Origin of the sequence: Streptomyces sp. NBC_01232 (assembly GCF_035989885.1) — a bacterium.
Lineage (GTDB): Bacteria > Actinomycetota > Actinomycetes > Streptomycetales > Streptomycetaceae > Streptomyces.
Genome location: NZ_CP108518.1, coordinates 3,772,047 through 3,797,601, shown reverse-complemented (window position 1 = coordinate 3,797,601; position 25,555 = coordinate 3,772,047). Strand labels below are relative to the sequence as shown.

Sequence of the window (25,555 nt, the reverse complement as noted above, 5' to 3'; positions counted from 1 at the left end):
GGTCGGGCGAGTCGGAGAAGGAGTCCCGGTGACGCAGAGCGGACAAGGGGGCGCCCAGCCGGGTGCCCCGTGGGGTCCGGACCCGGCGTCCGGATATCCGGCGTACCCGGAGCAGCAGCAGCCCTACCCGGAGCAGCCGCAGGCGCAGGGGTATCCCGAGCAGCCGCAGGCTCAGCCGCCGCATCCCGGGGCCGCGTACGGCTACCCGCAGGCCTATCCCGCCCCGGAGGCCGACAGGCCCGGGCACGTGGTGGGGCCCGGTTACGAGGGGCCGGGGGATCCGCACGGCTACGGCTATCCGCCGCTGCCCGAGGCGGCGACCCAGTACATCGCGCCCGTGCCGGCCGCCCCCGCGCACGAGGAGGCGGCGACGCAGTACATACCGCCCGTGCCCGCGGCTTCCTCGCACGACGAGGCCGCGACCCAGTACATCGCGCCCGTGCCGGCCGCCCCCGCGCACGAGGAGGCGGCGACGCAGTACATACCGCCGGTCCCCGCAGTCGAGGGGTTCGACGGGCTCTTCCGCGGCGACGACTCCGCCGGGCACACCCAGCACATGCCGCCCGTCCAGGAGCCGGTGCTGCGGCAGCCGCCGCCGCGCTCCCAGCAGCCCCGGCCGCAGCAGCGCCAATACCAGCAGCAGCACCCGCACCCGCAGCAGCCCCAGCAGCCGTACCCGCAGCAGCAGTACGCCCCGCCGCAGCCGCCCCCGGAGGCCGCGCGCAAGATCTCGCCCGCGATCATCGGCGCGGTGGTCGTCGGCCTGGCCGTCATCGGTCTCGGCGTCGGCTCGCTGCTCGCCGACGGCAAGCCGCAGAACAACGACCCCGGCGCGGTCGCCGCCGCCCCGACGGCGAGCGGCGCTTCCGCCGCCCCCGGCGGCGAGGCCCCGGTCGACCCGGCCCGCCCGCAGGCCGTCCAGCTGGACAAGCTCCTCGCGGACAGCAACGACAGCAGGGCCTCGGTGATCAAGGCCGTGGAGGACATCAAGGGCTGCGCCAACCTCGATCAGGCGGCCGCCGACCTGCGCGACGCGGCCCGCCAGCGCGAGGAGCTCGTCACCCGCCTCCAGGAGCTGAAGATGGACAAGCTCCCGGACCACGCGAAGCTGTCCGCGGCCCTCACCAAGGCCTGGCAGTCCTCCGCAGACGCCGATGACAGCTACGCGGCCTGGGCGGACGACGTGGACGACGACAAGTGCAAGGACGGCAAGGCGAAGGCCACCAAGAACGCCGCCGAGGGGAACAAGGCGAGCGGCGAGGCGACGAAGGCCAAGGAGTCGGCCGCGACGATGTGGAACGCGATCGCCGGCAAGTACGGCCTCACCAAGCGGGACAAGTCCCAGCTCTGAGCCGGGGGTGCAGCCGGGCCGTGGCAGCCGTGCCGCAGCCGTGGCAGCCGTGGCAGCCGTGCCGCGGCTGCCTCGCCGCGTGCCGCGTCAGGCCGTGCGCGGGGCCTGCACCAGGGTAGGGGTCATGTCCAGGGACTGCTCGCCGGGCTGCGCCACGAGCCGCCCGCCCTGCACGATCTGGAAGGTGACCTGGCCGTTGACGATGCGGGGGAAGCCGGCGACGGCGCGCATGTCCTGGTAGCGCCAGCTCAGGTCCGGGGTGAGGCCGCCGGTCTTGACCGGCTGCGCCTCGTTCAGCGACCGCTTGATCGTGCGGGCGGTGACGGGCTCGTCCGCCGTGAAGCGCTTGAGGATCTCGCTGAGCACGGTGTACGCGATCCAGGTGGTCTGCGCCCCGCTGTCGTCGGGTTCGACCGTGTCGTCGCCGAACGCGAAATCGGAGACCACCTTGCGCATGGGCTCCCAGAGGGGATCGGCGGCGACCGGGTACCAGCTGGTCAGGTACGCGCCCTCGAACGGGCTCTCCTTGCCGCCCGTTCGGTCCACCAGGGACTGGCTGACACTGCCCAGCACGGAGGAGATCTGCGGCTTCTTGCGCTGGGCGTCGGTCCGGCGGAAGGCGTCGAAGAAGGTCTCGGTGCGCTCTCCGAGGACCGCGGTCACGCAGCCCTTCTCCTTTTCCTTCTCCTTGCCGGTGCCGCTGGTGTGCGCGAGGGCCTCGCGGGCCTGGGGAACGAAGTCGGCGGAGTCTTCGGCGGCTCGGATGTCGGAGGCGTCGGCCATCTTGTTCGCCCTGAGCCCGGCGTTCAGCAGGACCGGCAGGGTGTCGCCGGCGAGGGTGTCGGGGCGGACCAGTGCGACCTGGTCGCAGGCGCGGCCCAGCTGGTGGCCGGCGCCCGCGATGAGGACGGGCTGGCCGCCGTTGACCGGGTAGGACAGGGGGGACTGGAACTCCTCGGAGGAGACCCCGTAGCCACCGATGAAGGGGATGCCCTCCGCCTCCAGCGGGGCCATGAAGGCGCGTCCGTGCTGGCTGTAGGAGCCGACGACGGCGACCGCGTTCTCGGCGACGGCCTTGCGGGCGCAGTCGGCGGCGCCGCTGGGCGTGTTCTTCTCGTTGCAGGTCAGAACGCGCAGTTTGTGGCCGTTGATGCCGCCCCTGGAGTTCACCCAGCGCTCGTAGGCCTTGGCCATGCCGGTCATTCCGGGCATGTTGGTCGCTTTGGTGTCCTCAGGGGCGAAGGTCATGACGGTGAGGGTGTCCCCGGACCCCCCCGAGCCCCCGGGGAGCGTCCCGCACCCGGCGAGGAGGCATGCACCCATCGCCGTGGCCACGACGGTGCGGGAGAGGGATGCGGCGCGTCGCGAGTTGGTCATGTCCATGCACCATTCCGCCCCGCCGGTAACTGTCGAGTGAGATGGACACAACATCGGGTGACGCCCAGGTGAATTACGGGGGCGCCGTCCCCCGTGGGCGCCTCAAGATCGCGCCGAACGGGAACGTACGATCGAAAGCGTGACATTCGCCCAAGGTTCGAAGAACTCTTCCCGCCGTGGCGGCCGCTCCTCCACCATGGGCGGCATGCCCCTCAATGACATGCCGTGGTGGCGCTGGCGCGGCAACGTGCGCTCGGCGCTGCACATGCTTTCCGACCCGGCCTTCCACGAGGACACCTGGCTGACCGGCGACGAGGCCTACGGCGACGTCACCGACGCCGTGTACCGGCTCGTCGAGGACACCTGGCTCGACAGCTGGTCCGCCGAGAAGTACGTCGGCACGATCTTCCGGGATTCCCAGGAGGCGACCCTCGTCGACCTCGCCGTACTGCGCGTGCTCCGGATCCTCCACCAGGTCGGGCCCGACGCACCTGTCTCCGCCTACCTGGAGCACCACGCGTGGCCCGAGGCGGTACGCGCCGCGCGCGAGGCCCACGTACGGCTGGCGGAGGCGGACGGGGACGACCCGGACGTACGGCCGACCTCGCTCGATGTGTTGAAGATCCTCACCCGCGCGGTGTGAAAGGCTGTGCGGTCATGAGCGACCCGCACAACGAGGCCCCGGCCCAGCCCCAGCCCCAGTACGTCCTGACCATGTCCTGCCCCGACAAGCAGGGCATCGTGCATGCCGTGTCGAGCTATCTCTTCATGACCGGATGCAACATCGTGGACAGCCAGCAGTTCGGAGACCGGGAGACCGGGCTCTTCTTCATGCGGGTGCACTTCGAGGCCGAGCCGCCGGTTACCGTCGAGAAGCTGCGGGCCAGCTTCGCCGCTATCGGCGACTCGTTCAGGATGGACTGGCAGATCCACCGCTCCGAGGAGCGCATGCGGATCATCCTCATGGTGTCCAAGTTCGGGCACTGCCTGAACGACCTGCTGTTCCGCTCGAGCATCGGCGCCCTGCCCGTCGAGATCGCGGCCGTGGTCTCCAACCACACCGACTTCGCCGAACTGGTCGGCTCGTACGACATCCCGTTCGTGCACATCCCGGTGACGAAGGACACGAAGGCGGAGGCGGAGGCGCAGCTCCTGGAGCTCGTGCGCGCCGAGAACGTCGATCTGGTGGTCCTGGCGCGGTACATGCAGGTGCTGTCGGACAAGCTGTGCACGGAACTGAGCGGGCGGATCATCAACATCCACCACTCGTTCCTGCCGAGCTTCAAGGGCGCGAAGCCCTACCACCAGGCGCACGCACGCGGTGTGAAGCTGATCGGCGCGACCGCCCACTACGTGACGGCGAACCTCGACGAGGGGCCGATCATCGAGCAGGAGGTCGAGCGGGTGGGCCACGAAGTGACGCCGGACCAGCTCGTGGCGATCGGCCGCGACGTGGAGTGCCAGGCGCTCGCGCGCGCGGTGAAGTGGCACAGCGAGCACCGCGTGCTGCTGAACGGTGCCCGCACGGTCGTCTTCGCGTAGCCGGTACGGCCTCGCCGGCGCGCGGCGAACAGACCCCTCGTCGGCGCTTTGAGCTGCGGGGTCCGGGGCGGCGCCCCGGGATGCCGGTCCGCACCGCGCCCCGCACCGGGCGCCTCGCACCGCGCGCCCCGCACCGCGCCTCGCACCGCGCGCCCCGCACCGGGCGGTCGGCCGGGCCGCCCGGGCCGCGCGGGCGGCGCAGGGCAGGCCGGTGGGCCGCGCCGGGCAGGCCGGTGGGCGGCGCCGGGCGGTTCGGCTCCGCCGCTCGGCCGCAGGCCGCTCGTGGCCCGGCTGCGGGGGCGGGGCCGTGGCCCCGCCGTCACCTGCCGAGCGCGCCGCAGGCGTTACGCGTCGGGGGCTTCCACGCCGCAGTAGCCCGCGAAGGCCGTCAGGATCTCGTCCTCCGAGATGCGGCCGTCGCCGTCGGCGTCCAGCGCTGCGGCCACCTGCGTGGCCAGCTCCGGAGCGGTGCCGAGGACGCGCAGCACCCGGGCCGCGTTCGGCGGGGTCGCGCCGGCGCCGTCCTCGTCCGCCACCGCGATCACGGCCCGCAGGAACGGCCGCGCGATCTCCGCGAAGCGCTCCGGGTTGTCGCGCAGCCGCTTCGCGGCCCCGGTGATGAACTCCTCGCGGGACACCCGCTGGTCCCCGTCGACGTCCGCGATGCCGGCCATGCCCTGCCAGAAGGCCTCGGCGCCCGCGAAGACGGCCTGGCCCTTGTCCGACCGGGCCGTGGTGCCGAATTCGGCCAGGACGGCCTTCGCGGCCGCGCTGAAGTCCTCCCGGTCGATATAGCCGGACCCGTCCTGGTCGAAGGTGGCGAATCGGGCGGCGATCTTGCGCTCGTATTCTGCGCTTTCCATATTCGGCGTTCCGCCTTCACTTGTGCAGTGGGGTTCAGATCAAGACAAGGCAGGAGCGTAAGGCCTACGTGGCCTGCGCGTTAAGCGAAGCGGTCAAGGAGGCGGCCGCATCGAACCCGCGCACGGGGAGCGCGGTGGGGCGCGTACACCTGTCCCCATGTGCCCTCGGGCGTACCACCGTTCACACCCTGCCACCCGCCTATCACGCAGGGCGCACTTCCAGGGGGAGGTTCTTCCAAAACAGGCGCGATCCGCCATGTGCCCACTACATTCGATGCGTCGACACACGGCTGGGGGCATTCATGCCGAAGGACGCACCACCGCGCTGGGACCGCCGCATGCAGCAGCGGCTCGCCCGTGGCGAAGCCGCCGCGCTCGGAGAGCTGTACGACCGCTTCGCCTCGCTCGTGCACAGCCTGGCGCACCGGGTGCTGGGCGACGAGAAGGCGGCGGACCGGATCACCCGCGAGGTGTTCGGCTACATCTGGGAGAACCCGGACGCCTACGACCCCAAGCAGGGCTCCATGCGCTCCTGGGTCGCCCGGATCACCCAGGGCCAGGCAGTGGCCCGGCTGCGCCAGGCCGAACTGGGCCGGGGCTCCCGCGAGGAGCTGGAGCAGAAGGTGCGCAGCGCCAACGCGGCGGCCCGCGCGGACTACATCGTCACCTCGATGCCCGCGCCCCTGCGCGCCGCGCTGGAACTCGCGTACTTCAAACGGCGCGACTACCGGCAGGCCGCCGCCGACCTGCAGATCAGCGAGGACGAGGCGCGGCGCCGGCTGCGGCTCGGCCTGCAGCTGCTGTCGACGGCCAACGCCCTCCCGCAGGAGGAAACCGCCCAGTCCGGATATGGAACCAATCGATGAACGGCCCTGCCCAGTCGCCCGATGACGGATACGAGCGTCCCGGCGGCCAGGCGCGGATACCGGGTCCGCGCGGGGCCGCCGACGATCTCGATCCGGGGTACGCGCCGCAGTCGCTGCCGCCGCTGCCGCCCCCGCCGCTGTCACCGGCCCTCCCGCCGCCTCCGCCGCCGCCGGCCGATCCACCTCCGCCGCCCTCGCACGCGGTGCTGAAGTCCCTGCTCGGGGCGTGGGCGCTGGCGGCCTGCTCGGCCGAGGAGACCCAGGCGGTGGAGGACCACCTCACCGAGTGCGCGCCCTGCGCGGAGGAGGCGCTGCGGCTGCGCGACGCGGTCGGGCTGCTGCACCCCGAGGAGAGCCTCGACCTGAAGCCGCTGCTGCGCTCGCGCGTTTTGGAGGACTGCCTGGGCAAGCGGCCGGCGCGCATTCCGGTGCCGGTGTGGGCGAGTCCGTACGACACCGAGACCGCGCGGCTCGACGCGCTGCTGCAGGACTTCGGGGACTCGGAGTGGCACACCCCGGTGCGGCTCAAGTGGTTCGAGGAGGAGCAGCGCCGGTCGCAGCGGACCACGGTGGCGGGGGTGATCGGCCATCTGCTGACGGTGGACGGGCTGATCGCCTCGGCGCTGGGGCTGGACGACCCGCTGGGTCCGGACGCGCCGAAGGGCGGGCCGACCGTACGGACGGAGCACTTCTGGGGAGCGTCGGTGAACCCGATCACGCGCCAGGTCCGCGACCCGTGGCGGGAACAGGGCCACACGCTGGTGCGTACGGTCTCCTTCGCCGGCCGGGGAGTCGCCGAGCTGGCCGTGGACTACGGCGGCTTCGCGCTGCCGCTCGGCGACGCGTTCCTGGAGCGCGCCTTCGAGTGCTGGGTGCACGCGTGGGACATTGCGGAGGCGGTGGACTATCCGTACGAGCCGCCGTCGGGGCCGCACCTGCACGGGATGATCGACCTGGCGGCGCGGCTCCTGCCGGGCGCCCTGGCGCAGCGCAGGCGGGCGGGACTGGCGGCCCCGGCGCGGGGCCTGGTCGCGGCGGGCGCGCCGGGCCGGACGCTGCACCTGGAGATCGAGGGAGCGGGTGGCGGCGGCTGGGACATCGCACTGGACTCGCCCGGCGCGAAACCGTCGCCGGAGCGGACGGTGGCGGAGATCGCCCTGGACGGCATCGAGTTCTGCCAGCTGGCCGCGGGCCACATCTCGCCGGAAGAGGCGGCGGTGGGCCAGCACGGGGACCGTGAGGCGATCCGCGACGTCCTCTTCGCGGCGGCGTCGCTGAGCAGGCTGTAGGGGGGCGCGCGCGGTACGAGGCCCTGCGCGCGCGGGGCCTCCACCCCCGCGGCCCCGCCACCCGGGCGGCGGCTGCCCACCCACCCCCGGGTGCGGGACGGCTCCGGGGCCGGTCGCCCGGGGTCGGGAAGCCGGGCGGGGGCTTCGGGGAGCGGGAGCCGGCCGGGCGGCATCAGGGATGGGTATGGGGGTTTCCCGTCAGTCCCATCGTCCCTCCGGGTCGGGCCGGTCCCTCAAGGGCGCTCCTCCTTCGTCGTCGCGTCGCTGCGCGATGGCCTGCGGCCACCCTTGACCGACCGACCCGCCCCGGAGAAACGAAACGGCTGCCGGGAAACCCCAAAGGAACGGGCCGGGCGTGAAGAGACCATCGGGGCGCCGGAGGAGCCCGGGCGGGAGCCCGGAGCGCCCCCAATCGCTACGTGCTCCTGCCCGACCGCGTCCGCGAGCCGTCAGGGGCCGGACATAAGCCGCCCCAGATCGCTACGCGCTGCCCAGGGACCGCGTCCGTGCCCCGTCTGGGGTGCAGAGCGGGCGATCAGCGTCGCCATGTGATCGTTTGCCCTTCAGGCGTGACCGTGATGTCGAACCGGTCGAGAGTGGGCGATCCGTCGTGGCGCCAGCGGGTGACGTGGTCTGTGATCCGGTCCCAGAGACGATCCGGTCCTCCCTGCCGAACGAGCCATCGACTTCCCTCCTGCCGCAGCGCGGCCCATGCGCCCGCCTCGACATCGAGGAGGACGTGCTCAGTTCGGCCGTCGCGGTCCAAGGTCATGCGCTGAGTCCGCGGAGCGGCGAGCTGGGCGACGAACCGCGTGTCCCAGTCGTCGAGCATGGGGGCAGCGAGCTCTGTGGGCTGTTCGTCGGCTTGGTCGAGGTCGGGGAGGAGCCCCAGTGGAGGGGGCGTCTGCGGGCGGGCCAGCATGAAGGAGTTCCGGCCGTGGAGGAACCGGCCTGCCGCGGTGCCGTCTTCGGCGACCGTGAGGCGGGCGAGCTCGGAGGAGTACATCCATCCGCCGACGGTGGTGACGATGGTTCCGCCGGGCGCGGTCTGATCCACCCACTCGTACGGAATGGTGACTGTTCCGCAGTAGGCGATGACCCGGTCGTGCGGCTTGCCGTTTTTCCACCCGGCCAGACCATCGCCGACGGCGACCGTTGGTGCGTAGCCGCACCGGCCGAGCGCGTTGCGGGCACGGGCGGCGACGTCTGGATCGATCTCCACAGCGGTTACGTGAGCGTCGCCGAGGCGGTGACAGGCCAGGCCGCTGGAGTAGCCGGTTCCGATGCCGATGAGGAGCAGCCGGTGTTCTTCATCGATCTGGAGCTCTTCGAGCATCCGCACGACCAAGGACGGCAGGGTGCCGGACGACGTGGGCAGGTGCGTGATCTCACCACGCAGGTCACCAGGCACGATCGTGCCTGCGATCTGCGTGACGAGGGAGTCGTCCGTGTAGCAGGCCTCCAGCCATGACGGGCTCTCAGGCATGACGGGTGTCCAGGCTGTAGGGCGGCCCGGCACATCGATGCGTTCGAAGTACCCACCCCGCAGAAACTCGTGACGTGGCACGGCTTCGACCGCCTGGCGCCACGGGTCCGTGCGCAGATGGCCGGCATCGGCGAGCTGTCCGGCGAGCCGCAACCGCAGCTTCTCGGCGTCGTCGGTCACGCGCATTTCCTTTCCAGGAGATCAGCCATGGCCGCCACCATGGGCAAGCCGGTTTCGGGCTCCAGCCATGCCCACTGTCCGGAGGGGTTGCATTCGAGGAACCACCATCCTCCGGAATGGTCGATGGCGAAGTCGAAAGCGCCGAAGACCAGCCCGAACAGGGACAGGTAGCGGAAGAGCGATGCGGTGATGTGGGGTGGGGGTTGTACGACGCTGTAGACCAGCTGTTCGTAGTCGGTCCGCCAGTCCAATAGCGCAGATTCGATGCGGACCGCGAAGACTCGGTCACCGATCACGGTCACTCGTACGTCGGCCGACTTGGGTACGAGGTGCTGGAACAGGTGAGCTGTACCGGAGACTCGGTCGTCGATCTCGTCGGCCGTCACCGTCTTCACTTCGACGGTGCAGGAGACACCGCCGATCCGGTAGAGCGGTGTCGACAGAGGTTTGTAGATCACCGGCCCACAGTGATCCTTGATGAAGGTGCGGGCGGCACCGGGGTCGGACGTGACGAGCGTGGCGGGGACGTCGAAACCGGAGGTGACGGCGGCTGCGAGGCCGGAAGGCTTGAACTCGGCGTCACCGATGCGGTGCGGATGGTTGACGTAGAGGCAGCCGGGCAAGGAGGCGATGACGCCACCGAGTCCGTACCGGGCTTGAGTGAGTGCGAACCGGGCGTCATGCCCGGACAGGTGGGGGAAGGCGAATCCGGACGGTCGATGGTAGTAGAGGGACCGGATCCCAGTAAGGTCCGCGGTTCGGGTCGGGGTGGTCAAGGACCCTTCGATGCCATCGGGCGTGACGTATGCCGCGAACGCCAAGGTGGCTGGGAAGTCCCCGGAATCGAGCCGTACGACCGGGACTTCCCGACCGTGCAGCTCGCGGATCACCAGGTCGGCCGTGGGGTCGTCTTTCATGGTGACGACCAGCACCGGGCCGGAGCGGCTCACTGGTCGTTGTCGTTGCCGGTGTCCTGGTCACCGCCGCCTGAACCGCCTCCGCTGCTGCCGTCGGAAGGGTTTCCTGTGTTGGTGGCAGGGTTGGTACCGGTGCTGGTTCCGTGCTCCGGCATCATCATCGGCTGCCCATCGGTGTCGTAGTAGCGGGCGGCCTGTGTGTCTGCGTCGATCTCGGCGCGTCCGTAGGCGAGAGCAACGGCGGGGTACGGGATCATGCGTTGGACACCCCATGGGACGGGTGTGAGACGCCCCGTGGGCAGGGCGTCGCCGGCGGGCACTCGGTCGGCGTGATTGAACATTCGCATTCTCCATGTCTGGACATCGGACGGCTCTGGAGGCGTTTTCTGCCGCACCGAGGTCATCGGGAGGCGACGCGCTGTGCTCGTGTCATGAGGACGAAGAGGCTGTCGGGGTCGGTGGTGGTCCACAGGTCTGCGAGGAGGCAGCCAACGGGGCGAAGGATCCATACGGCACCGGCTGCGACGTCGGTGACGATCGCAACCCGGCCGTCCTCGTCCTTGACCAGATCGCCGACCCAAGCCGGCCTGCTGCTTGCGTGATCGTTTCGCACTGCTCCCTGCCCTCCTGAAGAGGATGCGCTGGCTTCACCCCTTGGAGCGCAGGCTCTGTGCACGGGCAGATCCCAGCTGGAAACCACAGCGCGGGCATTCGCACGGCGGGTAGCGGCCCGGGTCCGAGAGGATGACGTACGAGTCGCCCGCCTGGACATTGGTCGTCCGGGTCCACGTACGACCGGAGTCGCGAGACACGCGAAGCGTCATGAGGAGGCGAGGCTCCGCCGCGAGTTCGAGAGGACGCGAGTGTGATTCGTGGTCGTGTCCCTCTGTGCCATTCTGCGTTGCCATGTCGGCACCCTTCGCTGTGTCATGCCCTGCCGGTTCGCGACAACCTCCATGGAACCGGAGGAAGTCGGGGGACTCCACGGCATGAATGCCGCATTCTTGGATCAGATCCGTGCACGGGTACCGCAGGCTTCGAGGTCGCGGGAAGAGGTCGTCATGGGATTAGCCGAACGGCGTAAGACCCTGGGCTACAGTCAGGAGAAATTGGCCGGGCTGCTCGGCGTTGACCGTACGACGGTCGGGCGCTGGGAGAGTGGCAGGATCGAACCGCAGCCACCCCAGCGGCGAGGTTTGGCCATCGCCCTCGAAGTCAGCCTCCAAGAGCTTGACGCCCTCCTGACAGAGCTACGAGCCGCAGGGCAGGAGGCCACGGGGCCGCAGTCCAAAAACCACCCGAGCGCGGGAGACCCCGACGACATGATTCGCCGCGAATTCCTTCGCATCCTGACGGTCAGCGGAGCCCTGACAGCCCTGCCGGTCGACGAGGCCGACGCCTTCACCGATGGGGTGCTGAGGGGGCTTCCCGCCGACTTCGAGCGGATGAACAGCCACTTGTGGCAGGTCTACCAACTTGCGCGCTCGAAAGGTTCGGTCTACCCCGTCATCCGTGACCAGCTGTCGACTCTGAATGAAGCGTTGGCAGCCAGCCGAGGCGGTTCCCGCCCCCTCCTGAGCGCAGCGGCCAACCTCTTCCAGATGGCGGGCGAAGTCGCCTTCGACGGAAACCGATACACCGACGCTGCAGCCTCGTACTCGCTCGCCGCCTCGGTCAGCAAAGACGCGGGTGCGTACGACTTGTGGGCCTGTGCCCTCGTACGCCACGCCTACGTGGACATGTCTGAGCAGCGCTACTGCCAAGCGGCACAGATGCTGGGTGCGGCCGAGCGGCTGGCCGGGCGGGGGGACAGTGACCTTTCGACGCGGTATTGGGTCGCGTCTGTCCAAGCAGAGGCCTACGCCGGACTTGGGGACCTCACAGCGTGTGAACGCGCGCTGGACCAGGCCGAGAAGGTCAGGGACCTTACCGATGGCAGTACGAACGGCGGATGGCTCCGCTTCGACGGCTCCCGCCTGGCCGAGGAGCGGGGAGCTCGCTACGTGCAGCTAGGCCGCCTGGACCTGGCGGAGGCGACGTTGAAGACGGCACTGGCGCAGACGGCCCTTGCGTCGGGGCAGTCGTACCGGCGCCGGAGCGTGGTGCTGACCAGCCTGGCCGCCATCGGAGCGAAGCGGCGTGACCCCGACCAGGTCTTGGCATACGGGTGGGAGGCCGTGAGTCTGGCCCGAGCCTCAGCATCTGGGTACGTCGCCCGTAGACTCCGAGCCCTGTGCGACGAGTTCGGTCCCTTGAGCCGCGACCACCGCGTAGCGGAGCTGGGGGCGGAGATCACCAAGCTGAGCACGCCGTGACGAGAGGGGTAGGCATGTCGCAGACCGAGGGTGCACGACTGTTCCGTGAGACCTGGATCGCCGGGGTGCGCCAGCACTACCCCGGAGAGCCGAAGGCCGGCTACGTCACTCCGTGGGAGGACACCCCGGATTGGGAGCGCGAGGCAGCAGGGTCGGTCTACGACCAGGTCCGGCAGTTCATCGAGATCAGCGGCGGCCACACGTCGAGGCTGTCCCGCGAGCAGAAGAGCCGGTTCGTCGCGACGTGCTGGACGGCCCAGATGTTCAAGCACTTCGACGAACCGAAGCCGGGCTACGTGGCTGAATGGCCCGATCTGCCGTCCTGGCAGCAGGAGACCGACGCCGACATCTTCGAGGCGATCGAGAAAGCCGCCATCTGATGTGACGTCTTCAGCCCCGCGGCGAAGGACGGGGGCAGGACGTCGGGGGTCCAGGCACCACTAGAAGATCTTCCTTCGTCGTCGTGGAAGTGACGACCCCGGATGGATCGCAGACGCGTCATCGAGAAGCGCCTATGGATCGTGGGCGGCCTATGTCCGGCCCAGGACGGGCTGGAGACGCTGAGAGATGGGGAGCGCGTAGCAATTGGACGCGCTTCCCCCGACTCGGGATCGGGTCTGGCTGGGCCCCGCCTCCCGGTCGTGCCTCTTCGCGCCCGACCGGGCCGGGCATCTGCGACCGCCCCGCAGGGCTCACGCGTACCGCTCCCGCAGTTTGTACTTCAGGACCTTGCGCAGGGCCTCGTTGCGGGGGAGGGACTCCAGGAGTTCCAGTTGTTCCGGGAGTTTGTGGGTGGCCAGGCCCTCCGTGCGGAGGTAGGACGTCAGCTGGGGGAGGGTCAGGGGGGCGGCTCCCGGGGGTTGTTCGACCACCGCGCAGACGCGTTCGCCGCGGGTGGGGTCCGGGAGGCCGATGACGGCCACGTCCGCGATGCCCGGGAGGCGGTGGAGGAGGTCCTCGATCTCCTTCGCCGAGATGTTCTCGCCCTTGCGGATGATGACGTCCTTGCTGCGGCCGGTGAGGACCAGGTAGCCGTCCTGCGTCAGGTGCCCGAGGTCGCCCGTGATCAGGTAGCCGTCGGGGTCGAAGACCTCCGCCGAGGCGTCGCGGTTCAGGTAGCCCTGGCAGACGGCCTCGCCGCGCAGCCGGACCTCCCCGTCCGTGCCGGGGGCAAGCGGGGTGCCGTCCGGGGCGGTGATGCGGATGGACATGCCCGCGGGCGGGCGGCCCTCGGTGGTGGCGAGGTTCTCGGGGGTGTCGTCCGGGGCGCCCATGGTGATCATCGGGACCTCGGTCATGCCGTAGCCGTGGGTGAGCCGGCAGCCCAGTTCCCGTACGACCGCGTGGTAGATCTCCGGCGGTTTGGGGGCGCCGCCGCCCGCGAGGAGGCGGAGCGTGGGGATGAGGGGGACGTCCGGGGCCTTGCGCTGCTCGGTCAGGAACATGGAGTAGAAGGCCGTCGATCCGCCGGCCACGGTGACCCCGTGGCGCCGGTACCCGTCCAGCGCGTCCGGCATCGCGAACTTCTCGAAGAGCACGGCGGGGAAGCCGTACAGGAGCAGCATGATCAGGTAGTCCGGGCCGCCTATGTGCGCGTACGGGAAGGCCATCGAGCCGACGTCGGACGGGCCCAGGTGCAGGGCGTGGGCGAGGCAGGAGCCGCCCGCGATCAGGGAGCGGTCGGTGTGCAGGACGCCTTTGGGGTCGGAGGTGGTGCCGGAGGTCCAGTAGATCCAGCGGACGGTGGTGCCGTCCGCGGGCGGCGGGGGCAGGACCGCGGGGTCGCCGTCGGGGAGGGAGGCGTAGGCCTCGAAGACGCCGCGCGCGCCGAGGCGGGCGGCCATGGCGGTGTGGTCGAAGCCGCGCCAGGTTCCGGGGACGGCGAAGTGCTCGGCCTTGGACTCGCGGAGGGCGAAGCCGACCTCGCGGTCCCGGTAGAAGGGGATGACGGGGGTCTGTACGGCGCCGATCCGGGCGAGCGCGATGGACAGCAGCACGGTCTCGATGCGGGTGGGGAGCTGCCAGGCGACGACCGTGCCGGGGCGTACCCCCATGTCGTACAGGCCGGCGGCGACGCGTTCGGAGCGGTTGCGCAGCTCCCCGAAGGTCAGCCGGCGGTCGTGTGCGGGATCGTCGGCGGCCTCGGTGAGGACGGTGGTGTCCGGGGTCAGTGCGGCGCGCCTGGTGATCAGTTCCCACAGGGTGCGGGACCGGCTCAGTTCTGTCGCGGTCGCGGTGTCCGTCATCCCAGACCTCCCCATAGCTGACGGATAGTCAGATCAAGCGCAGAGCGTAGAGCGCGGATGCTTGTCGGTCCAGGGGTGGCGGGGCTAGCTTGTTTCTGACGATCCATCAGATCGCGGATTGGGGAGACCATGGAACTGCCTCGGATCATCAGCGTCGACGACCACGTGATCGAGCCCGCGCACCTGTTCGACGTCTGGCTGCCCGCCAAGTACCGCGACCGCGGCCCCAAGGCGCTCACCGCAGGCATCGGCGAACTCGCCTACACCGGCGGCAAGTACGTCATCACCATGGACCCCGACGGCCCGCCGACCGACTGGTGGATCTACGAGGACCTGAAGTTCCCGTACAAGCGCAACATCGCCGCCGTCGGCTTCGACCGCGACGACATGACCCTGGAGGGCATCACCCGCGAGGAGATGCGCCGCGGCTGCTGGGACCCCAAGGCCCGCCTCGCCGACATGGACCTCAACCACGTCGAGGCCTCGCTGTGCTTCCCGACCTTCCCGCGCTTCTGCGGGCAGACCTTCGCCGAGGCCCACGACAAGGAGGTCGCCCTCGCCTGCGTGCGCGCCTACAACGACTGGATGGTCGAGGAGTGGTGCGGCGACAGCGGCGGCCGGCTGATCCCGCTGTGCATCATCCCGCTGTGGGACATCGACCTCGCCGTCGCCGAGATCCGGCGCAACGCGGCCCGCGGGGTGAAGGCCGTCACCTTCTCCGAGATCCCCACCTACCTCGGGCTCCCCTCCATCCACACCGGCTACTGGGACCCCTTCTTCGCCGTCTGCCAGGAGACCGGCACGGTGGTCAACATGCACATCGGGTCCAGTTCCCAGATGCCCGCCGCCTCCCCCGACGCGCCCCCCGCCGTCCAGGCCTCGCTCAGCTTCAACAACGCGATGGCCTCGATGATGGACTTCCTCTTCAGCGGCGTCCTGGTGAAGTTCCCGACGCTGAAGCTCGCCTACAGCGAAGGTCAGATGGGCTGGATCCCCTACGCCCTGGAACGCGCCGACGACGTCTGGGAGGAGCACCGCGCCTGGGGCGGCGTGCGCGACCTGATCCCCGAACCGCCCTCCACCTACTACTACCGGCAGATGTTCTGCTGCTTCTTCCGCGACAAGCACGGGATCGCCTCCCTCGACGTCGTCGGACGCGACAACGCCACCTTCGAGACCGACTACCCGCACGTGGACTCGACCTTCCCGCACACCAAGGAGGTCGCCCTCGACCACGTGAAGGGACTGGACGACGAGACGATCTACAAGCTCATGCGCGGCAACGCCATCCGCATGCTCGGACTCGACCTGGACAGGAGCCGCCGCTGATGGACCTGACCTACACCGAGGAGGAGCAGGAATTCCGCGCCCGGCTGCGCGTATGGCTCGCCAAGGTGCTCCCCGAGCTGCCGGCCGCGCCGTCCCCCGACGACTGGCCGGGGCGGCGCGCGTACGATCTCGGCTGGCAGCGCCGGCTGTACGAGGCCGGGTACGCGGGCCTGCACTGGCCGCTGGACGCGGGCGGCCGCGGGGCCACCCCGACCCAGCACCTGATCTTCCTGGAGGAGACCGAGCGCGCCGGCGCACCGTACGTCGGCGCGAACTTCGTCGGGCTGCTGCACGCCGGTCCGACCATCGCCGCCGAGGGCACGGCCGAGCAGCGGGCGCGCTGGCTGCCGCCCGTGCTGCGCGGCGACGAGGTGTGGTGCCAGGGATTCAGCGAGCCGGACGCCGGGTCGGACCTGGCCTCCCTGCGGACGCGGGCCGTGCGCGACGGCGACGACTACGTGATCACTGGGTCGAAGATCTGGACCTCGCACGCGGAGGTCGCCGACTGGTGCGAGCTGCTGGTGCGCACCGATCCGTCGGCCCCCAAGCACCGGGGGATCTCCTGGCTGGCCATGCCGATGGACGCGCCGGGGGTGACGGTGCGGCCGCTGCGCACGCTCGCCGGCTCGGCGGAGTTCGCGGAGATGTTCCTCGACGAGGTGCGGGTCCCGGTGGCCGACCGGGTCGGTGCGGAGAACGACGGCTGGCGCGTCACCATGGTCACGCTGTCCTTCGAGCGGGGCACCGCCTTCGTCGGCGAGGTCGTCGCCTGCCGCCGGACCCTGGGGGAACTGGCCCGGACGGCGAAGGCCAACGGCCGGTGGGACGATCCGGTGCTGCGGCGCAGGCTGGGGCGGCTGTACGGGGAGTTCGGCGCGCTGTGGCGGCTCACCCAGTGGAACGTCAGCGAGGCCGAGCGGTCGGCCGGCGGGGTCCCGGGCATCGGCGGTTCCGTCTTCAAGCTCGCCTACTCGCACGCGCGCCAGGAGCTGTACGACACGGCCGCGGAGGTCCTCGGGGCCTCGTCCCTCTCCCTGGAGGAGGGGTGGGTCCTGGACCGGCTGTCGTCCCTCTCGTACACGATCGCCGCGGGCACCTCGCAGATCCAGCAGAACATCGTCGCCGAGCGGATCCTCGGCCTCCCGAAGGGCCGGTGAGGGGCATGGACTTCCAGCCGACCGAGGACCAGAAGGACCTGCGGGCGGGCGTACGGGACCTGCTGGCGGGGCGGTACGGGCGCGAGGCACTGCGGGCTTCGGTCGACACCGGGGCCGGCGTGGACCGCGCGCTGTGGCGGGAGCTGGGCGAGGCGGGCTTCTTCGCGCTGCGCCTGCCGGAGGCGGAGGGCGGTGTGGGTCTGGGGCTGCCGGAGGCGGTCCTGGTCTTCGAGGAGGCCGGGCGGGCGCTCGTGCCGGGGCCGCTGGTGGCCACGCACCTGGCCGCCGGGGTGGTGCCGGGCGCGGCGGCCGGGACGGCCGTGGTGAGCGCCTTCGACCTGGACGGGCCGCTGGTGGCCCACCTCGCGGACGCGGACGCGGTGCTGGGGGCGTCCGGGGTGCCGGCCGGCGAGCCGGTGCGTTCGGTGGACCCGCTGACGCCGCTGCACCGGGTGGCGGTGGCGGTGGGCGACGTCTCGCCGTACCGCGAGGCGGGGGCGCTGCTGACGGCCGCGCTGCAGGTCGGGAGCGCACTGCGCACGGTGGAGCTGGCGGTGCGGTACGCGGGTGAGCGCGAGCAGTTCGGGCAGCCGATCGGGGCGTTCCAGGCGGTCAAGCACCTGTGCGCGCAGATGCTGGTGCGGGCGGAGGTGGCCCGTACGGCGGTCTACGCGGCGGCGGTGACGGGGGATCCCGGTGAGGTGGCGGCGGCCAAGCTCCTCGCGGACGGGGCGGCCGTGCGGGGCGCGCGGGACTGTCTGCAGGTGCACGGCGGGATGGGCTTCACCTGGGAGGCGGACGTGCACCTGCACCTCAAGCGGGCCTGGGTGCGGGCGGAGCAGTGGCGTACGGCGGCGCAGGCGGAGGAGCTGCTGGCGCAGGAACTGCTGGGCTCGGCGGGGTAGCGCGGCGGCCGGGTCGGGCCCGGGGCTGGCCCCGGGGCACACCGGCGCGCGGGCCGGGAGGCCTCGGCGGTCGTCGCTCGCTGTGACGTCGAGGCACGGGAGGGACGGCGCGGGACGCATGTCCGATTACAGAGAGTTGATATCGGTTTGTGTCCTTCGACGCCCGATTGCGGCCCGGAAGGAGGGGCCTGCTCCGGTACGCTCCCACGAATGCGAGCGGTTGAGCGGCGCGAGCGTCGCACAGTATGCACCACGCCCACTCCTTCGCGCGGGAATATGCCCGAAGCGCTTGTTGTGGTGACTGTACGTCAACCATGCTGCTCCGCAAGGGGATCACTCCCCCCGGGTTACCGCCCGGAGGTACCCCCAGGTGATCCCGTCGGTCGCGAGGCGAAGTGTCCGCCGGTTCGGATGGTGTGAGCGGTGCAGGTGCTTCAGGTTCAGCTGGAGGTCGGAGCGGATCCCGCCGAGGTCGGCCGGGCCCGCCGGTGGGCCCGGTCCCGTTTGGCCGGGTCGGGCATAGGGGATGACGAGCCGCTCGCCGAGACGCTGATCCTGCTGATCTCCGAACTGGTCACGAACGCGGTCGTGCACACGGGCTGTCCGGCCGTGCTGAGGATGCTGTTCGGGGGGCCCGGGGTCCGGGTGGAGGTGGCCGACGCGAGCGACCGGGCACCGGCCCGCAGGCAGGCCTGCGGCGAGGACACGGGCGGGCGCGGCCTGGAGCTGGTCGACGGGCTGGCGGACCGCTGGGGCTGGTCGCGCGAGGGCGCGGGCAAACAGATCTGGTGCGAGATCGACCGTGCGGAGAAATCGGCCTCGGACTGCGCGTCCGAGCACCACTCGGACGGCGCGCCGGAATGTCACTCCCCGGTACGGGAACCGCGCGTGTACCTCTAACGAGGTGTTGACGGTTCGTCACATCTTGATCACCCTGGTGTGGAGCGATTCGACGCGAGGGGACGCCAAGGACAGGCCTTGACGAGTGCGGGTCGTGGGGTGGCGGCTGCCGTGCCGCGCTCGGGGCGTGCATGCGCGCCGCCGCCACCCGCAGAACCCGCCGCGCCCCCTCCCGGGGAGGGGGCCGGACCGGGTCACACGCTCGCGAGGAGACCGTCGAGCGGGGCCGGTACCTCTTCGGGGGCGAGGGCCTCGGCGAGGAGGCGGCCGTAGCGGATCTTGCGGCCCTTCGTCGTGCCCAGGAAGCGCCGCAACTGCTGCGGCCGGGCCCGGCCGCGCTGGGCGGGCTGGCGTACGAAGGTCTGCCAGGAGCGGAGCTCGCCCTCGGCCCGCAGGATGTCCTCGATCCGCGGGGTGCCCAGGGCGCGGATGAGTTCGTCCTCCAGGTCCGCCACGCACACGAAGAAGCCCTCGCGGGGAGCTCCGGCCCGCTCCAGGGCGCGGTCGTAGAAGGGCTGTTCGTTCTCGTCGCACAGTCCGGTCAGGCGCAGGCCCAGGCCGGGCGGGCCGAGGAGGCCGGTGTAGCGGGCCACGCTCATCGCGCCGCCCATCGACACGACGCACACGCCCTCGGCGGCGAGGTCGCGGCCGCGCCGTTCGGCGAGCGCCTCGACGGCCGCGAGGTCGCTGGGGCCCTCCAGCAGGACCGCCGTCCGTACGTTCAAGTGGGCGGCCAGCTCGCCCGCGGCCTCGCCGGTGCCGCCGCCCGCCCACTCGTCGACCGCTTCCCGCAATGCCCGCATGTCCGCCATGGGGTGAGTCTGCGCCTTCGCGGAGGGTGCGGCACGCGCTTTTCGGCGCCTGCGGCCGCCCGCCGTCCCGGGCGTCGTGCCGGGACGGCGGGCGGACGGCCTTTCGGCAGCTGTCTAGCCGTCGGTGCAGATCACGTCGTACGGGCGGCCGATCGCGATGGTCAGCTCGATCGGGTCGGTGGTGCCGGAGGGGCACTCGGACTTCGACTTGACGAGGCCGAGGACCTTCTGGGCGCCCGAGCCGCTGCAGGCGACCTCCTTGGCCTGGGAGGTCACGCAGTCACCCTTGACCAGCTGGCCGCCGCCGGCGCCCGCGTCGCCGGGGTGGTCGCCCGACAGGTTGCGGCCGCAGACCGTGTTGGTGGGGATGCCGCTGCTCTTGCCGCCGTTGTAGGAGATGCTGACTTCGATCATCAGGTCGGTGCCGGGCGGGCACTGGATCGAGCCCGGAAGGATGCTGGCGTCCTTGATGTCGATGGCCTTGAAGGTGGCGCCGGAGTCGGAGCAGCCCGTCCGCTTGAACCCGTCGGGGGCCTTCGCCGGGTCGGGGCCGCCGCAGTCGCCGACCTTCCACGCGCTGGAGGTGTCGGAGGAGGACTCGGGGGAGCCGGGGTCCTTGGCGGTGGGCTTGGCCGAGGGGGAGGCCGAGGTGGACGCCGTCGGCTTGCCGTCGTCCTTGCGGAGCGACTGCATGAGGAAGTAGCCGCCGATGATGACCACGGCGAGGACGATGACGGCGACGACGTTGCCGCCCGAGCGGCGCCTGGGGGCAGGTGGCGGCGTTACCTGGTACGGGTTGGCCATGCGGGCTTCTCCTGCGGGGAAGGGGGTGGGGACGGGGTGTGACGCGCGTACGGTGACGCGTCATGTCCACCTCATGGTTCCACTGGGCACGGCACGCGGGTGGCCGGGGTCGTCCGGTCCGCCGCCGCCCGCCCCGCACCCGCCCCGACGGACTCAGAGGAGGGCCACCGGGGCCACCGGAGTGCCGGTACCGCCGACGAACGGTTCCGGCATCGCGGAGAGAAGGAACGCGTAGCGGTTTTCTTCTGCACAGGCTGTGGACAACTTTTCGAGATTCCAGTTCTGGCCCTGGTGCATGCCCATCTCGACCAGGTCGAGGGCGTGCACGGGCAGCCACAGGTTCTCGATCTCCGGCGGGAAGATCTCGAAGGTCAGGGTGTCGTTCGCGACGGCCGCCACGTCCCGCGCGTGGAACCACTCGGGTGTGCGGACCGACAGCCCGGGCGAGGGGAAGCCGTAGCCGTGCTTGTCGCCCGCCAGGTAGACCTGTATCTGGCCGGTGCGGACCAGGACGATGTCGCCGGGGCGGACGGTCACCCCGCCGAACTCCTCGGCCTCCGCGAGGTCCCCGGGCGTCACCGCGTGGCCGCCCGGCAGCCGGTCCAGCCCCTTCGCGCGCGCCACGTCGAGGAGGACTCCGCGCGAGACGATGTGGCCGGCCTTGTCGATGCCGCTGAACTCGGCGCGGCCGTGCGCCGTGATGGTGCCGGCCGGGCGGCCGTTGTAGATCTTTCCCGAGTGCGAGACGTGGGTGAGGGCGTCCCAGTGGGTGCCCGCCTGGAGGCCCATGCTCACGGCGTCGTCGCTGCACGCCACCGTGCCGGGCCCGAAGAGCTCCTGGTTGATCTGCACCATCGTGTGCAGTGGGTTGATCCGGCCCGGGATCATGCCGACCTGGACCCCGTCCTCCTTGAGCGGGAGGGCGAGCGGGATCCGGCGGCCGGTACGGATCTCCGCCGCGGCGCCCCGGACCACCTCGTCGGTGATCAGGTTCAGGGTGCCGATCTCGTCGGCGGCGCCCCATCGTCCCCAGTTGTTGACGCGCTTGGCGATGTCGTGGAACTCGGCGGGCAGGGTCATGGGCGTCGACAGCTCCTTGCGTGGATGTGGCGGTTACGACGGCAACGAGGGCTTGTGCTCGCACATCTGACTACCCATAGAATCTAACGGTCCGTCAGAAATCGCGGGAAGGGGCCGGACGTGGGGAACTTCTTGGCAGGCAAGGTCGTCGCCGTCACCGGCGCCGGCCGGGGCATCGGGCGGGCCGTGGCACTCGCCGCGGCCGCCGAGGGCGCCAAGGTCGTCGTCAACGACTACGGGGTCGGGATCGAGGGCGCGGAGCCCAGCAGCGAGATCGCCGACGGCGTGGTGAAGGAGATCCTGGCCGTCGGCGGGGAGGCCGTCGCCGTCGCCGACGACATCTCCACCATGGCGGGCGGCCAGCGCCTCGTCGACACCGCACTCGCGCAGTACGGCCGCATCGACGGCGTCGTGTGCGTGGCCGGCATCCTGCGCGAACGGATGCTGTTCAACATGGCCGAGGAGGAATGGGACCCGGTCATCGCCACCCACCTCAAGGGCACCTTCACCGTGTTCCGCGCCGCCTCCGCCGTCATGCGCCGGCAGGGCTCGGGCACCCTGATCGGCTTCACCAGCGGCAACCACCAGGGCTCCGTCGCCCAGGCCAACTACAGCGCGGCCAAGGGCGGGATCATCTCGCTCGTCCGCTCCGCCGCGCTGGGCCTGGCCAAGTACGGGGTCACCGCCAACGCCGTCGCACCCGTCGCCCGCACCCGCATGTCCGCGAACGTCCCCATGGAGCTCAAGGAGATCGGCGAGCCCGAGGACGTGGCCGCGCTCGTCACCTACCTGCTCAGCGACCGGGCCAGGGCCGAGGACATCACCGGGCAGGTCTACACGATCGCCGGCCCGAAGATCGCCGTCTGGGCGCAGCCGCGCGAGCTGCGCGCCGGCTACGCCGAGGGCGCCTGGACGCCGGAGAAGATCGCCGACTTCCTCCCCGGCACGGTCGGCACCGACCCGATGCCGATGCTCGCGCAGCTGGAGGCCATGGCCAAGGCGGCGGCCGCCAAGGACCGCCCCAACGCGTAGACGCGGACCGGACCGGACCAAAGGGGGAGCGGCGTGGAATTCAGCTTCGGGGCCGAGGACGAGGAGCTGCGCGGGCGCGCCCGGGCGTGGCTGGCGGAGCACCTCGTGGGCCCGTACGCGGGGGTCCTCGGCCTGGGCGGGCCGGGCAGCGAGCACGAGGGCATCGAAGCCCGGCGCGAGTGGGAGCGCGAGCTGGGCCGGGGAGGCTGGATCGGGCAGGGCTGGCAGGCCGACGGGTGGGGCAACCGCCGGCTGTCGCTGACCGGCCAGGTGGTGTGGGCCGAGGAGTACGCGGCCCTGCGCGCGCCCGGCCGGGTCGGCCACATCGGTGAGAACCTCCTCGCCCCGACGCTCATCGCCTACGGGACCCCCGAGCAGCAGGGCCGCTTCCTGCCCGGCATCGCGCGGGGCGAGGAGCTGTGGTGCCAGGGCTACAGCGAGCCGGGCGCCGGGTCCGACCTCGCGGGGATCCGTACGGCCGCGGTACGGGACGCGGCGGACGGGCGGTACCGGGTGACGGGCCAGAAGATCTGGACCTCGCTCGCCCGCGACGCGGACTGGTGCTTCGTCCTGGCCCGCACCGAGCCCGGCTCGCGCCGCCACCGGGGCCTGTCGTTCCTCCTCGTACGGATGGACCAGCCCGGCCGCGTCGAGGTCCGGCCGATCCGGCAGATGTCGGGGACGAGCGAGTTCAACGAGGTCTTCTTCGACGGAGCGGTCGCGGCCGGGGTCGTCGGCGCGGAGGGCGACGGCTGGACCGTGGCCATGGGGCTGCTCGCCCTGGAGCGGGGGGTCTCGACCCTGGTCCAGCAGATCGGGTTCGCGGCGGAACTGGAGCGGGTCCTGGCCGCCTACGCGGCGCGGGCCGCCTCCGGCGCCGGGGACCCCGTACTGCGGGACCGGCTGGTCCGGCAGTGGGCCGAGCTGCGCACGATGCGGTGGAACGCGCTGCGGACCCTGGCCTCCTCCGCGGGGGACCCCGGCGCGCCCAGCGTGGCCAAGCTGCTGTGGGGCGGCTGGCACCGGCGGCTCGGGGAGCTGGCGGTGGAGGTCCGAGGAGCTGCGGCCACCGCCGGGCCGGCGGCCTGGGCGCCCGGGCTGCCGTACGAACTCGGGCTCGACGAGGAGCAGCGCCTGTTCCTGTTCACCCGTGCCGACACCATCTACGGCGGCTCGGACGAGATCCAGCGGAACATCATCGCCGAGCGTGTGCTCGGCCTGCCTAAGGAGTCCAGGTGAGAGGCGTCGTGTTCGACGGCAAGCAGGCCCAGGTGGTCGACGACCTGGAGATCCGGGACCCGGGGCCGGGGGAGGTGCTGGTGGCGATCGGGGCGGCCGGGCTGTGCCACAGCGACCTGTCGGTGATAGACGGGACGATTCCGTTCCCGCCGCCGGTGGTGCTGGGGCACGAGGGCGCGGGCGTCGTGGAGGCGGTGGGTCCGGGCGTCACGCACGTGGTGCCGGGCGATCACGTGGCGCTGTCCACGCTGGCCAACTGCGGGGCCTGCGCGGACTGCGACCGGGGCCGGCCGACGATGTGCCGCAAGGCGATCGGGATGCCGGGGCAGCCGTTCTCGCGGGGCGGGAAGCCGCTCTTCCAGTTCGCCTCCAACTCCTCCTTCGCGGAGCGGACGATCGTCCGCGCCGTGCAGGCGGTGAAGATACCGGCCGACATCCCGCTGACCTCGGCGGCGCTCATCGGCTGCGGGGTCCTCACCGGGGTGGGGGCGGTACTGAACCGGGCGCGCGTGGACCGTGGTGAGACGGTGGTCGTCATCGGCACCGGCGGCATCGGGCTGAACGTCCTGCAGGGGGCCCGGATCGCGGGTGCCACGACGATCGTGGCGGTGGACGCGAACCCGGCGAAGGAGGCGGTGGCCCGGCAGTTCGGGGCCACGCACTTCATCGACGCGTCCGCGGTGGCCGACTCGTCGGCGGCGGTGCGCGAGATCCTGCCGACCGGCGCCGACCACGCCTTCGAGTGCGTGGGCAGCGTCAAGCTGATCCGCCAGGCGATCGACCTCCTGGACCGGCACGGGCAGGCGGTCCTGCTCGGTGTGCCCGGCTTCCGGGAGGAGGCGTCCTTCCTCGTGTCGTCCATGTACCTCGACAAGACGATCATGGGCTGCCGGTACGGTTCCTCGCGCCCGCAGCGCGACATCGCCCTGTACGCCGAGCTGTACCGGCAGGGCCGGCTGCTGCTGGACGAGCTGGTGACCGAGGTCTATCCGGTCGAGGACTTCGCCAAGGCCGCGGACGACGCCCATCACGGGCGGGTGGCGCGCGGGGTGCTGACCTTCTGATCCGCGGGAAGGGCGGCCCCGGGGTCCGGACGGCCCGGGGCCGCCCTTCTGCGTACGGGGCCGGGGAGGTGGGCGGGGTCAGTCGGCCAGGCGGCCGAAGCGGCCCTTGTGGAAGAGGAGAGGTTCGCCCTCGCCGGCCGCGCCCATGGCCACGACCCGGCCCACCACGATGAGGTGGTCCCCGCCGGTGTGGACGGCCTGGATCCGGCAGTCGATCCAGGCGGGTACGGCGTCGAGCTGCGGAGATCCCGTGACGGGGGCGGGGGTGTGGGTCACCCCGGCGAACTTGTCCGCGCCGCTGACGGCGAAGGACCGGCACAGCTCGCCCTGTTCGGCCCCGAGGATGTTGACGCAGAACACCCCGGCGCGCGCGATCCGCGGCCAGGTGGTCGACGTACGGGCCACCATGAAGGTGACCAGGGGCGGATCGAGGGACAGCGAGGCGAAGGACTGGCAGGCGAAGCCGGCCGGGCCGCCCTCGTCCTTACCGGGCGGCGCGGTGATGACGGTGACCCCGCTGGCGAAGTTCCCGAGGACGGCCCGGAACTCGGCGGGGGACACCGGCGCGCGCTCGTCCTCGCCGACGGCCCGCAGGTCGGGACGCGGCAGGGCGTCGACGGACTCGGGTTCCCGCTGCGCCGAGGCGGAGGTGGGGGAGCCGACTGACCTGAGGTATCGGACGACGGTGGCCGCCATCCCTGCATGTCCCATCACAGCAATGATTGAAGCTGACGGTGCGTCAGATAGGAAGGGGTGGAGGGGGAGGTGCTTGCGGGACCTGGACGGCTCGACGGCTCGGCG

General features: G+C 71.3%; 25 protein-coding genes. 14 read left to right on the top strand and 11 right to left on the bottom strand.

All coding sequences use genetic code 11. The features are described 5' to 3' along the window. Positions 1 to 28: 28 nt before the first annotated feature. On the top strand, positions 29 to 1,351 hold the full coding sequence (locus tag OG444_RS17410; protein WP_327263057.1) for a hypothetical protein: 1,323 nt from the start codon (positions 29 to 31) through the stop codon (positions 1,349 to 1,351). A gap of 87 nt (positions 1,352 to 1,438) precedes the next feature. Here OG444_RS17410 and OG444_RS17405 read toward each other — a convergent pair whose 3' ends face one another. After that, positions 1,439 to 2,728, bottom strand: a complete 1,290-nt coding sequence (locus tag OG444_RS17405) for an ABC transporter substrate-binding protein (RefSeq protein WP_327263056.1) — start codon at positions 2,726 to 2,728, stop codon at positions 1,439 to 1,441. A gap of 196 nt (positions 2,729 to 2,924) precedes the next feature. On the opposite strand from OG444_RS17405, the gene OG444_RS17400 reads away from it, so the two are divergent. After that, the gene (locus OG444_RS17400; protein WP_327266824.1) at positions 2,925 to 3,371 is read left to right on the top strand and encodes an SCO4402 family protein; all 447 of its coding nucleotides are present in this window, start codon (positions 2,925 to 2,927) and stop codon (positions 3,369 to 3,371) included. 14 nt (positions 3,372 to 3,385) lie between these two features. Beyond that, positions 3,386 to 4,270 carry a formyltetrahydrofolate deformylase gene (gene purU / locus OG444_RS17395; RefSeq protein ID WP_327263055.1) on the top strand — a complete coding sequence of 295 codons (885 nt, stop codon included), beginning with the start codon at positions 3,386 to 3,388 and terminating at the stop codon, positions 4,268 to 4,270. Positions 4,271 to 4,614: 344 nt separating this feature from the next. On the opposite strand, the gene OG444_RS17390 is transcribed toward purU, so the two are convergent. Further along, positions 4,615 to 5,133 carry an EF-hand domain-containing protein gene (locus OG444_RS17390; RefSeq protein WP_327263054.1) on the bottom strand — a complete coding sequence of 173 codons (519 nt, stop codon included), beginning with the start codon at positions 5,131 to 5,133 and terminating at the stop codon, positions 4,615 to 4,617. 302 nt (positions 5,134 to 5,435) lie between these two features. Between OG444_RS17390 and OG444_RS17385 the strand changes: the two genes are divergently transcribed. Both OG444_RS17385 and OG444_RS17380 read left to right on the top strand, forming a co-directional pair. Further along, a complete protein-coding gene (locus tag OG444_RS17385) occupies positions 5,436 to 5,999 on the top strand; it encodes a sigma-70 family RNA polymerase sigma factor (protein ID WP_327263053.1) in 564 nt (187 codons plus the stop codon). Continuing rightward, entirely contained in the window at positions 5,996 to 7,288 is a 1,293-nt protein-coding gene (locus OG444_RS17380) for a zf-HC2 domain-containing protein (RefSeq protein WP_327263052.1), read from the top strand. The genes OG444_RS17385 and OG444_RS17380 overlap by 4 nt, the downstream gene beginning before the upstream one ends. A gap of 535 nt (positions 7,289 to 7,823) precedes the next feature. Here OG444_RS17380 and tgmC read toward each other — a convergent pair. Genes tgmC through OG444_RS17360 form a run of 4 tightly spaced genes read right to left on the bottom strand, consistent with a single transcriptional unit; the run spans position 7,824 to position 10,484 of the window. Continuing rightward, positions 7,824 to 8,954 carry an ATP-grasp peptide maturase system methyltransferase gene (gene tgmC, locus OG444_RS17375; protein WP_442810549.1) on the bottom strand — a complete coding sequence of 377 codons (1,131 nt, stop codon included), beginning with the start codon at positions 8,952 to 8,954 and terminating at the stop codon, positions 7,824 to 7,826. Further along, positions 8,951 to 9,904 carry an ATP-grasp ribosomal peptide maturase gene (tgmB, locus tag OG444_RS17370; protein ID WP_327263050.1) on the bottom strand — a complete coding sequence of 318 codons (954 nt, stop codon included), beginning with the start codon at positions 9,902 to 9,904 and terminating at the stop codon, positions 8,951 to 8,953. Before tgmB ends, tgmC begins: the two co-directional genes overlap by 4 nt. Then, entirely contained in the window at positions 9,901 to 10,212 is a 312-nt protein-coding gene (gene tgmA, locus OG444_RS17365) for a putative ATP-grasp-modified RiPP (RefSeq protein WP_327263049.1), read from the bottom strand. Before tgmA ends, tgmB begins: the two co-directional genes overlap by 4 nt. 59 nt (positions 10,213 to 10,271) lie before the next feature. Continuing rightward, on the bottom strand, positions 10,272 to 10,484 hold the full coding sequence (locus tag OG444_RS17360; protein WP_327263048.1) for a hypothetical protein: 213 nt from the start codon (positions 10,482 to 10,484) through the stop codon (positions 10,272 to 10,274). A 448-nt stretch (positions 10,485 to 10,932) separates the two neighbouring features. On the opposite strand from OG444_RS17360, the gene OG444_RS17355 reads away from it, so the two are divergent. Together OG444_RS17355 and OG444_RS17350 are read left to right on the top strand one after the other, a co-directional pair. Then, positions 10,933 to 12,186 (top strand): helix-turn-helix domain-containing protein, encoded by a 1,254-nt coding sequence (locus OG444_RS17355; RefSeq protein ID WP_327263047.1) that lies wholly within the window; start codon positions 10,933 to 10,935, stop codon positions 12,184 to 12,186. A 14-nt stretch (positions 12,187 to 12,200) separates the two neighbouring features. Beyond that, on the top strand, positions 12,201 to 12,566 hold the full coding sequence (locus OG444_RS17350; RefSeq protein ID WP_327263046.1) for a hypothetical protein: 366 nt from the start codon (positions 12,201 to 12,203) through the stop codon (positions 12,564 to 12,566). 312 nt (positions 12,567 to 12,878) lie between these two features. On the opposite strand, the gene OG444_RS17345 is transcribed toward OG444_RS17350, so the two are convergent. Beyond that, the gene (locus OG444_RS17345) at positions 12,879 to 14,432 is read right to left on the bottom strand and encodes an AMP-binding protein (protein ID WP_327263045.1); all 1,554 of its coding nucleotides are present in this window, start codon (positions 14,430 to 14,432) and stop codon (positions 12,879 to 12,881) included. A 129-nt stretch (positions 14,433 to 14,561) separates the two neighbouring features. On the opposite strand from OG444_RS17345, the gene OG444_RS17340 reads away from it, so the two are divergent. From OG444_RS17340 to OG444_RS17325, 4 genes are all read left to right on the top strand, one after another. Beyond that, positions 14,562 to 15,761, top strand: coding sequence for an amidohydrolase family protein (locus tag OG444_RS17340; RefSeq protein WP_327263044.1), 1,200 nt, complete (start codon positions 14,562 to 14,564; stop codon positions 15,759 to 15,761). Further along, positions 15,761 to 16,918 carry an acyl-CoA dehydrogenase gene (locus OG444_RS17335; protein ID WP_327263043.1) on the top strand — a complete coding sequence of 386 codons (1,158 nt, stop codon included), beginning with the start codon at positions 15,761 to 15,763 and terminating at the stop codon, positions 16,916 to 16,918. The genes OG444_RS17340 and OG444_RS17335 overlap by 1 nt, the downstream gene beginning before the upstream one ends. Before the next feature lie 5 nt (positions 16,919 to 16,923). Further along, on the top strand, positions 16,924 to 17,823 hold the full coding sequence (locus OG444_RS17330) for an acyl-CoA dehydrogenase family protein (protein ID WP_327263042.1): 900 nt from the start codon (positions 16,924 to 16,926) through the stop codon (positions 17,821 to 17,823). Positions 17,824 to 18,246: 423 nt separating this feature from the next. Continuing rightward, positions 18,247 to 18,723, top strand: a complete 477-nt coding sequence (locus tag OG444_RS17325; protein WP_327263041.1) for an ATP-binding protein — start codon at positions 18,247 to 18,249, stop codon at positions 18,721 to 18,723. A 194-nt stretch (positions 18,724 to 18,917) separates the two neighbouring features. Here OG444_RS17325 and OG444_RS17320 read toward each other — a convergent pair whose 3' ends face one another. The 3 genes from OG444_RS17320 to OG444_RS17310 form a co-directional block, all read right to left on the bottom strand. Next, positions 18,918 to 19,535 (bottom strand): TOPRIM nucleotidyl transferase/hydrolase domain-containing protein, encoded by a 618-nt coding sequence (locus OG444_RS17320; RefSeq protein ID WP_327263040.1) that lies wholly within the window; start codon positions 19,533 to 19,535, stop codon positions 18,918 to 18,920. A 114-nt stretch (positions 19,536 to 19,649) separates the two neighbouring features. Continuing rightward, positions 19,650 to 20,339 (bottom strand): hypothetical protein, encoded by a 690-nt coding sequence (locus OG444_RS17315; RefSeq protein ID WP_327263039.1) that lies wholly within the window; start codon positions 20,337 to 20,339, stop codon positions 19,650 to 19,652. A 153-nt stretch (positions 20,340 to 20,492) separates the two neighbouring features. After that, on the bottom strand, positions 20,493 to 21,419 hold the full coding sequence (locus tag OG444_RS17310; RefSeq protein ID WP_327263038.1) for a cyclase family protein: 927 nt from the start codon (positions 21,417 to 21,419) through the stop codon (positions 20,493 to 20,495). Positions 21,420 to 21,539: 120 nt separating this feature from the next. On the opposite strand from OG444_RS17310, the gene OG444_RS17305 reads away from it, so the two are divergent. From OG444_RS17305 to OG444_RS17295, 3 genes are read left to right on the top strand one after another with little or no spacing between them, the layout of a single operon-like run. Further along, entirely contained in the window at positions 21,540 to 22,451 is a 912-nt protein-coding gene (locus tag OG444_RS17305) for an SDR family oxidoreductase (RefSeq protein ID WP_327263037.1), read from the top strand. Between the two features lie 33 nt (positions 22,452 to 22,484). Then, positions 22,485 to 23,690 carry an acyl-CoA dehydrogenase family protein gene (locus OG444_RS17300; protein WP_327263036.1) on the top strand — a complete coding sequence of 402 codons (1,206 nt, stop codon included), beginning with the start codon at positions 22,485 to 22,487 and terminating at the stop codon, positions 23,688 to 23,690. Beyond that, the gene (locus OG444_RS17295; RefSeq protein ID WP_327263035.1) at positions 23,687 to 24,754 is read left to right on the top strand and encodes a Zn-dependent alcohol dehydrogenase; all 1,068 of its coding nucleotides are present in this window, start codon (positions 23,687 to 23,689) and stop codon (positions 24,752 to 24,754) included. The genes OG444_RS17300 and OG444_RS17295 overlap by 4 nt, the downstream gene beginning before the upstream one ends. A gap of 78 nt (positions 24,755 to 24,832) precedes the next feature. On the opposite strand, the gene OG444_RS17290 is transcribed toward OG444_RS17295, so the two are convergent. After that, positions 24,833 to 25,450: a flavin reductase family protein gene (locus OG444_RS17290; protein WP_327266823.1), complete on the bottom strand. Its 618-nt coding sequence runs from the start codon at positions 25,448 to 25,450 to the stop codon at positions 24,833 to 24,835. Between the last annotated feature and the right edge of the window lie 105 nt (positions 25,451 to 25,555).